The organism is Kitasatospora sp. NPDC057936, from assembly GCF_042887525.1.
Lineage (GTDB): Bacteria > Actinomycetota > Actinomycetes > Streptomycetales > Streptomycetaceae > Kitasatospora.
The window spans coordinates 1-12,047 of record NZ_JBHVPD010000106.1 but is presented as its reverse complement, the minus strand read 5'-3'; the positions used below and the strand labels follow the sequence as shown (position 1 = coordinate 12,047).

General features: G+C 74.0%; 15 protein-coding genes. 10 read left to right on the top strand and 5 right to left on the bottom strand.

Annotated features, from left to right (window positions below):
* The first annotated feature begins 122 nt into the window (after positions 1-122).
* From ACFVU9_RS38030 to ACFVU9_RS38015, 4 genes are all read left to right on the top strand, one after another.
* Positions 123-1,289 (top strand): acyl-CoA dehydrogenase family protein, encoded by a 1,167-nt coding sequence (locus tag ACFVU9_RS38030; protein WP_380502509.1) that lies wholly within the window; start codon positions 123-125, stop codon positions 1,287-1,289.
* 153 nt (positions 1,290-1,442) lie between these two features.
* Positions 1,443-2,306, top strand: coding sequence for an oxidoreductase (locus ACFVU9_RS38025; RefSeq protein ID WP_387601523.1), 864 nt, complete (start codon positions 1,443-1,445; stop codon positions 2,304-2,306).
* 164 nt (positions 2,307-2,470) lie between these two features.
* A complete protein-coding gene (locus ACFVU9_RS38020; protein ID WP_387601520.1) occupies positions 2,471-3,703 on the top strand; it encodes a beta-ketoacyl-[acyl-carrier-protein] synthase family protein in 1,233 nt (410 codons plus the stop codon).
* 59 nt (positions 3,704-3,762) lie between these two features.
* Complete coding sequence (locus ACFVU9_RS38015) at positions 3,763-4,245, top strand: GNAT family N-acetyltransferase (RefSeq protein WP_387601517.1); 483 nt, start codon at positions 3,763-3,765, stop codon at positions 4,243-4,245.
* Positions 4,246-4,258: 13 nt separating this feature from the next.
* On the opposite strand, the gene ACFVU9_RS38010 is transcribed toward ACFVU9_RS38015, so the two are convergent.
* Positions 4,259-4,765 carry a hypothetical protein gene (locus tag ACFVU9_RS38010; protein WP_387601514.1) on the bottom strand — a complete coding sequence of 169 codons (507 nt, stop codon included), beginning with the start codon at positions 4,763-4,765 and terminating at the stop codon, positions 4,259-4,261.
* Between the two features lie 29 nt (positions 4,766-4,794).
* A complete protein-coding gene (locus ACFVU9_RS38005) occupies positions 4,795-5,403 on the bottom strand; it encodes an NAD(P)H-dependent oxidoreductase (protein ID WP_387601511.1) in 609 nt (202 codons plus the stop codon).
* A gap of 121 nt (positions 5,404-5,524) precedes the next feature.
* Between ACFVU9_RS38005 and ACFVU9_RS38000 the strand changes: the two genes are divergently transcribed.
* Entirely contained in the window at positions 5,525-6,007 is a 483-nt protein-coding gene (locus ACFVU9_RS38000; protein WP_387601508.1) for a MarR family winged helix-turn-helix transcriptional regulator, read from the top strand.
* Here the strand turns inward: ACFVU9_RS38000 and ACFVU9_RS37995 are convergent.
* Positions 6,004-6,396 carry a MerR family transcriptional regulator gene (locus ACFVU9_RS37995; RefSeq protein WP_380497255.1) on the bottom strand — a complete coding sequence of 131 codons (393 nt, stop codon included), beginning with the start codon at positions 6,394-6,396 and terminating at the stop codon, positions 6,004-6,006. The two genes, ACFVU9_RS38000 and ACFVU9_RS37995, sit on opposite strands and share 4 nt — an antisense overlap.
* Before the next feature lie 164 nt (positions 6,397-6,560).
* Between ACFVU9_RS37995 and ACFVU9_RS37990 the strand changes: the two genes are divergently transcribed.
* The 4 genes from ACFVU9_RS37990 (at position 6,561) to ACFVU9_RS37975 (ending at position 9,308) form a co-directional block, all read left to right on the top strand.
* Positions 6,561-7,055 (top strand): peptidylprolyl isomerase, encoded by a 495-nt coding sequence (locus tag ACFVU9_RS37990; protein WP_380442063.1) that lies wholly within the window; start codon positions 6,561-6,563, stop codon positions 7,053-7,055.
* Positions 7,056-7,285: 230 nt separating this feature from the next.
* Complete coding sequence (locus tag ACFVU9_RS37985; RefSeq protein ID WP_380502494.1) at positions 7,286-7,741, top strand: barstar family protein; 456 nt, start codon at positions 7,286-7,288, stop codon at positions 7,739-7,741.
* 196 nt (positions 7,742-7,937) lie between these two features.
* Positions 7,938-8,369 (top strand): GNAT family N-acetyltransferase, encoded by a 432-nt coding sequence (locus ACFVU9_RS37980; RefSeq protein WP_380442059.1) that lies wholly within the window; start codon positions 7,938-7,940, stop codon positions 8,367-8,369.
* A gap of 126 nt (positions 8,370-8,495) precedes the next feature.
* Positions 8,496-9,308 carry an arylamine N-acetyltransferase gene (locus ACFVU9_RS37975; RefSeq protein ID WP_380502489.1) on the top strand — a complete coding sequence of 271 codons (813 nt, stop codon included), beginning with the start codon at positions 8,496-8,498 and terminating at the stop codon, positions 9,306-9,308.
* A gap of 64 nt (positions 9,309-9,372) precedes the next feature.
* On the opposite strand, the gene ACFVU9_RS37970 is transcribed toward ACFVU9_RS37975, so the two are convergent.
* Positions 9,373-10,074 carry a phosphotransferase gene (locus ACFVU9_RS37970; RefSeq protein ID WP_387601504.1) on the bottom strand — a complete coding sequence of 234 codons (702 nt, stop codon included), beginning with the start codon at positions 10,072-10,074 and terminating at the stop codon, positions 9,373-9,375.
* Positions 10,075-10,211: 137 nt separating this feature from the next.
* Between ACFVU9_RS37970 and ACFVU9_RS37965 the strand changes: the two genes are divergently transcribed.
* Positions 10,212-10,799 (top strand): hypothetical protein, encoded by a 588-nt coding sequence (locus tag ACFVU9_RS37965; protein ID WP_380442053.1) that lies wholly within the window; start codon positions 10,212-10,214, stop codon positions 10,797-10,799.
* A gap of 106 nt (positions 10,800-10,905) precedes the next feature.
* Here ACFVU9_RS37965 and ACFVU9_RS37960 read toward each other — a convergent pair.
* A partial coding sequence (locus tag ACFVU9_RS37960) for an LCP family protein (RefSeq protein WP_387601501.1) occupies positions 10,906-12,047 on the bottom strand: 1,142 nt, incomplete at its 5' end.

Genomic DNA, 12,047 nt, shown 5'->3' with positions numbered 1-12,047 from the left:
GAGGCCGCCCGTCCGGGGCCCGCCGGGGGCCGGAAACGCTAGGCAGTCGCAGGTCGGAGCCCTAGGATCTCTACTCGACGGTAACCAACCGGATCCTTCGATCACTGTGGCGAGGCGGCATCATGGCGGGCAGCGCAGGCGCGGCTGACTTCGATCTCTTCCGTATCTCCGAGGAGCACGGGATGCTCCGTGAGGCGGTGCGCGGGCTGGCCGAGGCGAAGATCGCTCCGTTCGCGGCGGAGGTGGACGAGCAGGGCCGGTTCCCGCAGGAGGCGCTGGAGGCGTTGCAGGGCAATGACCTGCACGCGGTGCACGTGCCGGAGGAGTACGGGGGTGCGGGGGCGGACGCGCTGGCGACGGTGATCGTGATCGAGGAGGTCGCGCGGGTGTGCGCGTCGTCGTCGTTGATCCCGGCGGTGAACAAGCTGGGGTCGCTGCCGGTGCAGCTGTCGGGCTCGGAGGAGCTGAAGGCGAAGTACCTGGGGGCGCTGGCGCGTGGTGAGGGGATGTTCTCGTACTGCCTGTCGGAGCCGGAGGCGGGTTCGGACGCGGCGGGGATGAGGACGCGTGCGGTGCGCGACGGTGACTTCTGGGTGCTGAACGGGGTGAAGCGCTGGATCACGAACGCGGGTGTGTCGGAGTTCTACACGGTGATGGCGGTGACGGACCCGGACAAGCGGTCGAAGGGGATCTCGGCGTTCGTGGTGGAGAAGGGCGATGCGGGTGTGTCGTTCGGTGCTCCGGAGAAGAAGCTGGGGATCAAGGGGTCGCCGACGCGTGAGGTGTACTTCGACAACGTGCGGATTCCGGCGGACCGGATGATCGGTGCGGAGGGGACGGGTTTCGCGACGGCGATGCGGACGCTGGACCACACGCGGGTGACGATCGCGGCGCAGGCGGTCGGGATCGCGCAGGGGGCGCTGGACTACGCGAAGGGCTATGTGCAGGAGCGCCGGCAGTTCGGGAAGGCGATCGCGGAGTTCCAGGGGGTCCAGTTCATGCTGGCGGACATGGCGATGAAGCTGGAGGCGGCGCGTCAGCTGACGTACGCGGCGGCGGCGAAGTCGCAGCGCGGGGACGGGGACCTGACGTTCTTCGGTGCGGCGGCGAAGTGCTTCGCGTCGGACGCGGCGATGGAGATCACGACGGACGCGGTGCAGCTGCTGGGCGGGTACGGGTACACGCGGGACTACCCGGTGGAGCGGATGATGCGCGACGCGAAGATCACGCAGATCTACGAGGGCACCAACCAGGTCCAGCGCATCGTCATGGCCCGCAACCTGCCGTAACGCACGCGGCCTCGAAGTTCCGGGAGCCCCCGGCCGATCACCGTCGGCCGGGGGCTCCGGCGTTTCCGGGTCGGGTCGGGCCCCGGCCGCCGGCCTGACGTATAAATGATCGTCAACTTCCTTGTGGTGCACGGCATACGGAGGGCATGGGGAATGAGCAACGAGAAGCGGGCGGCCGGGCGGGTCTGGCTGATCACCGGGGCGAACTCCGGCTTCGGGCAGGCGATCGCCGAGGCCGCGATCGCCGCCGGGGACAGCGTGGTGGCGGCGGCCCGACGGCCCGAGGCGCTGGACGGGCTGGTCGCCGCGCACCCGGGGCGGGTCGTGCCGGTGCGGCTGGACGTGACGGACGGGGAGCGGATCCCGGCGGCCGTCGCGGAGGCGCTGGAGCGGTTCGGCCGGATCGACGTCCTGGTGAACAACGCCGGGCGCGGCCTGATCGGCGCCGTCGAGGAGTACACCGACCGCGAGCTGCGGGACCTGATGGAGCTGCACTTCTTCGGGCCGGCCGCGCTCACCCGGGCCGTCCTGCCGCACCTGCGGGCGCAGGGCTCGGGGGCGGTCGTGCAGATGAGCAGCATGGGCGGGCGGTTCTCGTTCCCCGGGGTGGGGGCGTACTCGGCCACCAAGTTCGCGCTGGAGGGGCTGTCCGAGGCGCTGGCGCAGGAGGTCGCCGGGTTCGGGGTGAAGGTGCTGATCGTCGAGCCGGGTGCGTTCCGGACCGGCTTCGCCGGCGGCGGCGCCCTCGCGCACGCCACCCCGATCGCCGCCTACGACCCGGTCGTCGGCCCGGTCCGCACCGGCCTGCCGGACTCCGACGGCAAGCAGCCCGGGGATCCGGCCAAGGCCGCCGCGGCGATCCTCGCCGCCCTGGACGCCGAGCACACGCCGCTGCGGCTCGCGCTCGGCAGTGACGCCGTCGACGGGGTCCTGGGGCAGCTCGACCGTGCCCGCAAGGAGGCCGAGGCGTGGGAGGCGGTCGGTCGCGGGACGGACTTCGCCGACCTCGTAAACTAAAGGAAACCTACAAAGGGGCCGTACCCGAATCGGTGCTCTCCGGCCTCTGAAGATCCCTCAATCCCCTGTCAGAGTGGCACAGGGTTCGACCGCTCTCCGGGCCCATCGGCACGGGGGGCGGTTTCGATTTGTGACCTCTCAATAAACGTAGGGGGAAAGATTTCATGAATGCCGACAGCGGTGCCGCCGGCGCCGGCCACGTGGTCGTCACCGGTCTCGGGGCGACCACGCCGCTCGGCGGGGACGTCCCCTCGACCTGGGCCGCGATGCTGGCCGGGCAGTCCGGGATCGCGGCCATCGAGGACGCCTGGGCCGCGGACCTGCCCGCCCGGATCGCCGGCCGGCTGAAGGTCGAGCCGTCCGAGGTGATGGACCGCGTCCAGGCCCGGAGGCTGGACCGCTGCGAGCAGATCGCGCTGATCGCCGCCCGGCAGGCCTGGGCCGACGCGGGCGCCCCGGAGGTCGACCCGGAGCGCCTCGCCGTCGTCATCGGCACCGGCACCGGCGGCGCGGTCACCATGCTCGCGCAGGACGACGTGCTGGAGGCCTCCGGCGTCCGCAAGGTCTCCCCGCACACCGTGCCCATGCTGATGGCCAACGGCCCGGCCGCGTGGGTCAGCATCGAGCTCGGCGCGCGGGCCGGCGCGCACACCCCGGTCAGTGCCTGCGCCTCCGGCGCCGAGGCGATCGCCCTCGGCCTCGACCTGATCCGGCTCGGCCGCGCCGACGTCGTCGTCGCCGGTGGCGCCGAGGCCTGCATCTGCCCGCTCCCGATGGCCGGCTTCGCCCAGGCCAAGGCCCACTCGACCCGCAACGACGAGCCCACCAGGGCCTCCCGGCCGTTCGACGTCGACCGGGACGGCTTCGTGATCGGCGAGGGCGCGGTCGTCCTCGTCCTGGAGCGCGCCGAGTTCGCCGCCGCCAGGGCCGCCCGCCCGCATGCCGCCCTGGCCGGCGCGGCCGTCACCTCCGACGCCCACCACATCACCGCGGCGGCGGCCGAGGGCCAGGTCCGGGCCATGCGGCGCGCGGTGGCCGAGGCGGGGCTCGCCCCGCAGGACGTCGCCCTCGTCCACGCCCACGCGACCTCCACCCAGATCGGCGACCTCGCCGAGGCGGAGTCGGTCACCGAGGCGATCGGGCTGCACCCGGCCGTGACCGCCACCAAGTCGCTCACCGGGCACCTCTTCGGGGCGGCCGGCGCGCTCGGGGCCCTCACGGCCGTCCTCGCCGTCCGGGAGGGGGTCGTGCCGGCCACCGCCAACCTGGAGCGGCTCGACCCGGCGGTGAAGCTCGACGTCGTCGCGGGCGCGCCGCGCACCGGGGCCGTGCCGGTCGCGCTCACCAACGCGTTCGGCTTCGGCGGGCACAACGTCTCGCTGGTGTTCACGCGCTGACGCCGGGGCCGGCCGAAATCCGGGCGACGCGGGGCCGTCCGCTTCGTAGGCTGACGGCCATGTCCTCCGACCTGCGCCTCGCACCCGTCACCCCGGCCAACCTCGACGCCGCCCTCGCCCTGCGGGTGCGGCCGGACCAGGAGGGGCTGGTGGCATCGGTGGTGAAGTCGCTCGCGGAGGCGTACGTCCACGGCGACACCGCGTGGCCCCGGCTGATCTTCGACGGCGAGCGGATGGTCGGGTTCGTGATGGCCTTCTTCGACATCACGTTCTACCCCGACAAGGCGGGGGACCGGCCGCGTTCGGGCCTCTGGCGCCTGCTCGTCGACGCCGACCGGCAGGGCGGCGGCTACGGGCGTTTCGCGGTGGAGCAGGTGTGCGCGGAGGTCCGCCGCCGCGGCGGCACCCGCGTCACCGTCACGTACCACCCCGGGCCGGACGGTCCCGGCGAGTTCTACGCCCGGCTGGGCTTCCGGCCGACCGGCGAGACGAGCGGCGACGACGCGGTGGCGGAGCTGGAGCTGGAGCTGGACCCGGCCTGAGCCGGGCCGGGGCTCAGCGCTCGGGGAAGGGCGCGAGTTCGGCGTCCCAGGCGTCGGCGGCCGCGCGGAGCTCGGCGGGGGCGAGGAGGAACTCGGCGGTGTGGCCGGGCCACACGTCGTCCCCGTCCTCGTCGCTGTCGTCCTCGTCCTCGTCGCTGTCGGCGTCCTCGGCGTCGAGGTCCACCCACGGCGGCGCGGCCTCCAGGGCGAAGCGGACCCGCACCGGCCGCCGCCCGTCCGCGGGCTGCTCCCCGGCGAGGCCGAAGGTCAGCAGCGGCTCGGTGAAGTCGAGCGCACCCGGGCTGCGGGCCGGGTCGGCGGCGGCCCGCAGCCACCGCGAGATCTCCCGCGCCTCCCAGGTGGTCAGGCACGCCTCGACGAACCGCCACGCCCCCTCGGGCACGGCCACGGCGCCGGCGATCACCAGCCAGTTGTCGTCGTAGCCCTCACCGCGCGCCGTCCCGAACTGGTAGCTGCGCGGCCGCAGATCGAGCCGGTGCGAGGAGTCTTCGAGGAGCATCCGCCCATCGTGTCACCGCGCCCGCGCGGTCACCGCAGGAGGGCCGCCGCCTCGGCGCGGGCCTGGTCGAGCCAGGCGGCGCGGGTCGGGGCCGGGGCGTCGGTGACGGTGCGGAAGACCGTCCGGCGGACGTCGGTGACGCCGACGTACGGGAGGACGCAGGCGGCCCAGATCCGCTGGAGGGGATCGCCGAACTCGGTGCGCTCGCGCTCCTCCGGGGTATCGGAGGTGTTGAGGACCAGGGCCCGGCCGGCCCGGAGCAGCCCGGCGGGTTCGCCGTCGGCGGTGCCGAGCTTGTACGCGACGCCGGGCGCGAGCACGCGCTGCACCCAGCCGGTGAGGACGGCGGGCGGCATGCCCCACCAGTTGGGGTGGATCAGGACGAGGGCGTCGAGGGTGGCCACTTCGGCGCGGTGCAGCGCGAGTTGCGGGTCGGCGGGCGCGTCGGCGGCGTTGACGGTGCCGGTCTCCTCGGCGGTGAGCAGGGCGGGGAACCCCTCCGCGTACAGGTCGTGGGCGCGCACGTCGCAGCCGCACCCGCGCAGTTCGGCCACGACGGCGTCGTGCAGCGCGTGGTTGAAGCTGCCCGGCCGCGGGTGCGCCAGGTAGACCCCGATCCGGCCGGCCGTGTCGTCCATCGCCTCGTCCCTCCCCGGTCGTACGCCGTGTGCGGGCGCCCGATGCCGGTGATGCTACCGACCGCGTCGGTGCCGCGCCGGGAATCTGTGCATGCGCACGCAACTCGGTACGATGAACGGCATGAACCGTGCCGACCTCACCCTGGGCCCGCTGCCGGAGCGCGATCACGCCTTCTACGGGCTGGTCTGGGCCGGCGCCACGCTGGCCGCCCGGGTGGACCGGGAGCTCGCCCGGGTCCACGGGCTGCCGCTGTCCTGGTTCGAGGTGATGCTGTGGCTCAACGGGCAGCGGGAGCCGGTCGCCGCCTCCGACCTCGGGGCGAAGACGATGCTCAGCCGCAGCCAGGTGTCCCGGGTGGTCGACGCCCTCGCCGGGCGCGGACTGGTGGCCCGCTCGGCCTCCGAGTCGGACGCCCGCTCGGTGCGGATCGAACTGACCGAGCAGGGCCGGGCCGCGTTCGCCGAGGCCGACGCGACCCGGCGGGCGGTGCTCGCGCCGGTCTTCGACGACCGGCTCGACGATGCCGACATCGCCGCGCTGGAGACGGTCTGGCGCAAGCTGAAGGAGCCCCGGCCCGACCGGGCGCCGGACGGGACCCGCTAGCGCGCCCCGCGCCCGGCCGGGCCGAGCGCCGGGCGGCCGGAGGCGGTCTGGATCACCTCGTCCAGGACCTCGCGCGAGCGGACCAGGTCGGCGATCATCCGGTCGATCCGCTCCCGCTCGGCGGTGAGCTCCTCGACCAGCAGCGGGGTGGCGATCTCGTTCGGGCCGCCGTCGGCGTCCCGCATGCAGGGGAGGATCTCGTAGATCTTGCGGCTGTGCAGTCCGGCCGCGAACAGCTCCTGGATGAGGATGACCCGGTCCACCGCGCCGTCCGGGAAGTCCCGGTGCCCGCCCAGGGTGCGGTCGGGGGCCAGCAGGCCCTGCTTCTCGTAGTAGCGCAGGGAGCGCTCGCTCACGCCCGTGCGCCGGGCCAGTTCACCGATCCGCATGCCGCCCACCCCGTCGTCGCGATCGAACGCCCGCCCCGCTCGAAGCCGGCCCCGATCGTAACGTCCGTGCCCGGTGCGGCGGGGCGGTACGGGACGACACCGAGGTGGCGCCGGACCGTCGGGGGTGTCGCGCGTCGGAGCGTCGGTCGTGCCATGATCCCTGCATGGCTTCCAACGTTTTCTTCGACATCACGATCAACGACGAGCCCGCCGGCCGGATCGTCTTCAAGCTGTACGACGACGTCGTCCCGGTCACCGCCCGCAACTTCCGCGAGCTCGCCACCGGCCAGAACGGCTTCGGCTACGAGGGCTCCGGCTTCCACCGCGTCATCCCCGACTTCATGCTGCAGGGCGGTGACTTCACCAACCACAACGGCACCGGCGGCCGCAGCATCTACGGCGAGAAGTTCGCGGACGAGAACTTCGAGATCAAGCACACCAAGGCCGGCCAGCTCTCGATGGCCAACGCGGGCCGCAACACCAACGGCTCGCAGTTCTTCATCACCACCATCGCCACCAACTGGCTGGACGGCAAGCACGTCGTCTTCGGCGAGGTCGTCGAGGGCATGGACATCGTGAAGCTCATCGAGTCCAAGGGCTCGCAGAGCGGCCGCACCTCGGCCAAGGTCACCATCGCCAAGTCCGGCATCGTCGAGTAATCACCGGTGCGTGGCCGGGCTCCCGCCCGGCCGACCCGGTACCGCGTACCGCCCCGTCGTGGAAAGTCGGATCCGCCGACTTCCCACTCGGGGCGGTGGCGTTTCCGGGCGTCCGTCCGGACGCGTTCCCGCATGCCGAGGCGCTGCCGCACCGGACCCGTCGGCCGGCCGGGTGAGCCCCCGGCGCGGCGGCGTCCGGCGCCGGCGGGCGGGGCGGTAGAGCTACCGTCGTGACGCACCCCAGCCCACCGGAGAGACTGCTCGCCGGGGCCCGGTGGGACCTGTTCCCCGGGCACCCGTGGGCGGGCCTGGCCCGCGTCCCCGCCGGGGACGTCCGCCGGGTCGCGATCGACGGCGGCGCGTGCCGCACCAAGGCCGGCCTGCTCACAGCTTGGGCGCGCGCCCTCGACTTCCCCGCGTACTTCGGCCACAACTGGGACGCCTTCGAGGAGTGCCTGGGCGACGTCCTGCACCCCGCCGGGGAGCCGGACCGGCCGCCGCCCCGGGTGCTCGTCGTCCTCGCCGGCGCGGACGAGCTCCTCGCCGACGCGCCGGAGGCCGAACTCACCACGCTGCTGCGGATCCTGGACGCCGCCGCCGTCGACCACCTGCTCGCCGTGCTGTTCGCGGCGCAGGACCCGTCCGCCACCGCGTACCGGTTCAGGGCGGCGGCCCGCGCGCTGTGAGGGGGCGGAGTGGGGCGGTGATCAACTGGCCGTTACTGCAACGGAATTCGGCCAGTTCACCCGCGCGTCGCGACCAGTGCGCCGGAAAGCGGCGCACCCGAGGGACGGCGCGGCTAGGGTCCAGCGCCATGAGCGAGCGAATGGTCGAGAGGTGCGTGTGGGCGAATGCCCCCGCCGAGCGCAGCGAGGTGGGCGCATGAGTCTTGATGTCGAGGTCGTCCGGGAGACGACCGACGAGCTGGTGGCCGCGTTCGCCGGTCTGCTCCCGCAGCTGTCCGGTTCGGCCAAGCCGTTGGACCACGCGGCGCTGGCCCACCTGGTGGCCTGCGACTCCAACACGCTGCTGGTCGCCCGCCTCGACGGGGTGATCGTCGGCACGCTGACCCTGGTGCTGTCCCCGCTCCCGTCCGGCCTGCGGGCGCGGATCGAGGACGTGGTCGTCGACGCGGAGACGCGCGGCAAGGGCGTCGGCGCGGCCCTGACCGACGAGGCCGTGCGGCTGGCGCGCGAGGCCGGCGCCCGGACCCTGGATCTGACGTCCCGGCCGTCCCGCGAGGCCGCGAACCGCCTCTACGAACGGGCCGGCTTCCAGGCCCGGGACTCGAAGGTCTACCGCTACGCGGGCTAGCTCTTCCGCCCGCTGCGCGGGAAGTCGGCCGGCCCGACGTCCCGCGCAGAGGCAGTGCGGGTGGGGCCGAGGGCGTAGGACCAATGGACGATGGCCGACCGGCCCGCGTCCGGGTGGAATGGTCGGATGGATCACGCGCCACGCACCGAGCAGCCGTACGGCGGCCTCACCGCCGCCCAGCGGTCCGCCTACCTCGACCGCATCGCGCTCCCCGAGCCCGGCGCGCCGTCCCCGGAGGCGCTCGCCCGGCTCCAGCTCGCGCACCTGCGGGCCGTCCCGTTCGAGAACCTGAGCATCCACCTCGGCGAGCCCGTCGTCCTCGACCCGGACGCCCTGGTGGCGAAGGTCGTGACCGCCCGCCGCGGCGGCTTCTGCTACGAACTCAACGGCCTCTTCGCCGAGTTGCTCGGCTCGCTCGGCTACCGGGTGAGCCTGCTGGCCGCCCGTGTCTTCGACGGCGAGCGGCCGGGACCGCCGTTCGACCACCTCGCGCTGCGGGTGGACCTCGACGAGCCGTGGCTGGTCGACGTCGGCTTCGGGCGTTTCAGTCGCGGCCCGCTGCGGCTCGACGGACGCGGCGAACAGGCCGACGCCCACGGCACGTTCACCCTCGTCCCGGCCGGCGCGCACGGAGACCTGGACGTCCTCCTGGACGGCACGCCGCAGTACCGGCTGGGCCTGCGCCCGTACGAGCTCGCCGACTTCCGCCCGACCTGCTGGTGGCAGACCACCTCGCCGGACTCCCCGTTCACCCGCTCGACGACCTGCTCGATGCTCACCGCCGACGGCGGCCGGGCGACCATCGCCGGCAACCGCCTGATCACCACCACCCCGGCCGGCGAGCGCAGCGAGCTGACGCTCACCGACGACGAGGCCCTGGCGGCCTATCGCACCCGCTTCGGGATCGCGCTGGACCGCATCCCGCAGGGCCCGCGCTGACGCCCGAAGGTCTACCGCTGCGCGGGCTGGTGCCCGCGCAGCGGCGCCGGTGGGGCCGAGGGCGTCAGGGCCGCTCCTGCCGCCCGCCGCGCGCCTCCGGGCCGGCCACGCCGAGTGCCAGCGCCTCCGCCGCGTCGAGCCGGGCCACCTCCGCCGCGTCCAGGGTCGGGTTGGCGGCCCGGCGGGCCCGGGCGGCGGGGAGGTCGCCCGGCCCGCCGAGGTGCCGCACCAGCGCCGCCAGCACGGCCCGGGCGGCCGTCGCGAGGCCGGCGGGCAGCGTGAGCACGACCTCCGCCATGATCAGCGCCGACGTGCCCGTGTCCAGGGCGGGCGGGCCTTCCGCGGCCGTCGCCCAGTCGATCACCACCGGCCCGCGCGGCGTCATCAGCACGTTCTCCGGGTGCAGGTCGAGGTGCAGGATCCGGTGCGCCGGGTCGGTGCCCGTGCGGGCCGGGACGGCGTGCAGCCGCCGCAGCAGCCCGGCCAGCAGTTCGCCGGCCGCTCCGGGCGCGAGCTCGCCCGCCACGAGGGCGTCGCGCATCGTCGGGCCGGTGAGGCGCTCCAGGACGAGTTCGCCGGGCGCGGCCCCGGGGCTTGCCCCGGGCACCGGGTAGCCGTGCTCCGCGAGGTGCCGCATCACGGCGAGTTCGCCGGACGCGTCGCTGCCGTCCCGGTACCGGCGCAGCACCCGGTGTCCGTCCAGGGCGAAGACGTCGGCCGTCCGCCCGCGCCCCAGGAGCGCTCCGGTGCCGTTTCGTTCGTCCACGGGGGGCAGGGTAGCGCCGGCCCCGGCCGTCCGGGCCGGAATCACACAATCACTCCGGGTGTCCGCGCGGTCGCCGTAGGCTCTCCTCGCGCGGCCGAGCCGCGCTCAACTCCACTCTCCGCCAAGGTGGTTCACCGATGGAGCAGCCGATGGAAGCGATGGGGCAGGGCCTCGACGACGCCGAGGTGACGTACGAGCAGGTCACCGTGGTCTCCCTCGCGGCGGGCGAGCCGGCCAATCCGGCGCGCGTCCCGGTCCGCGTCTCGCGCGAGGTGATGACGGTCAAGCGCGTGGCGAGCTACTGGGTGCGCTGGGACGAGCGGCGCGGCCCGGACGACATCCGCCACCACGCGCGGTGGGTGCCCGACGAGGAGTACGTCCGCCCGGAGCCGGGGAGCCCGGACGGCACGCTGACGGTCACCGTCGCCGCGTACTGGACGTACCGGGCGGGCGGGCGCCCGCGCCGCCGCACCAGCGAGACGGTGGTCGCCTTCCGCCCCGGCGAGACCGAGCACGAGCTCGTCCTCGAACGCCCCGATCCGCAGCACCCGGCCGCCCTCGCCGTGCACCTGGCGGACGCCCGCTGGGTGGACGGCGGCCGCGCGCGGGAGATCCACTACGGCTACTCGGGCCCGACCGAGGCCGGGGGCGCCGGCGACGGCGAGGGGGAGTGGCTGGTGCGCTTCCCGGAGTACGTGACCGGCCTGCAGCCGATCGGCCGGTAGGGGCCCGGCCGGCGGTGGCCGGCACGTCCGTCCCGGAGAACGCGAGCGCCTCCTGGACCAGGCGGCCCAGGAGGCGGTGGCGGCGGTGGAGCGGCGGGTGGGTCCGCTACTTGACGTCCGGCACGGGGGTGTCGTTCTTGAAGGCGTCGAACACCTGCTTGGCCTTGGCGGAGTCCCACTTGACCGCCGACTCCCCGGTGGTGGTGCGGAAGTCCGGGTTGGAGATCGGGATGGTCAGCGTCTTGCCGCTGCCGCCGTTGACGTCCTTCATCGCGAGGAAGAGCGAGCCGAGGTCGGTCAGGCCGGTGTCGTTGTCGACGATCAGCGTGCCGAGGCCGGCGTCGACCAGCGGGTAGAAGGTGAACGGGTCGAGCAGCGTGCCCGGGGAGGCCGCCTGGTGGGCCAGGGCGGCGAGGAACTTCTGCTGGTTGCGCATCCGGCCGAGGTCCTGGTCGGCCATCTGGTGGCGCTGGCGGACGAAGGCGAGGGCCTGGGTGCCGTTGAGGGTCTGGTCGCCGGCCTTGAGGTCGAGGCCGGAGTCCCGGTCCTTGATGTCCTGGTCGATGTGCATCTGCACGCCGCCGACCGCGTCGACGATGCCGACGAAGCCGGAGAAGCCGATCTCGGCGTAGTGGTCGATGCGGATGCCGGTGTTCAGCTCGATGGTCTGGACGAGCAGCCGGCCGTTGCCGTTGGCGAAGGCCGAGTTGATCTTCGAGTTGGTGCCCTTGAGGGTCTTGCCGCTGCTGGTCTTGTACTCCGGGATCGGCACCCAGGAGTCGCGCGGCACGCTCAGCAGGGTGTTCCCGTTGTCCCCGACGTGCAGGATCATCATCGAGTCGCTGCGCTTGCCCTCGACGTCGTGGCCGGTGTGGAGGTTCTCCTCCTGGGCGTCGGTGAGGCCCTCGCGGCTGTCCGAGCCGACGATCAGCCAGTTGGTGCCCTTGCCGGCCGCCGGGCGGCCGGGGTAGTCGGCGAGCACGTTGTCGTGGTTGATCTTGGAGTCGGCCCAGAAGTAGGTGGAGACGGCCGTCACCATGATCGCGACGAGCAGGCCGAAGACCGTCCACTTGGCGATCCGGCCCTTCGACCAGCCCCTGCGCCCGGCGGGGCCCGGCGCGGACGGGCGGGTGCCGCCGGGGGCGCCCGGACCACCAGGGCCACCCGGACCGCCCGGACCACCGGGGCGGCCGGGACCGTCGGGCCGGCCGGGGCCCTGCGGCGGGACGCCGCCGGTGCGGGAGGGCT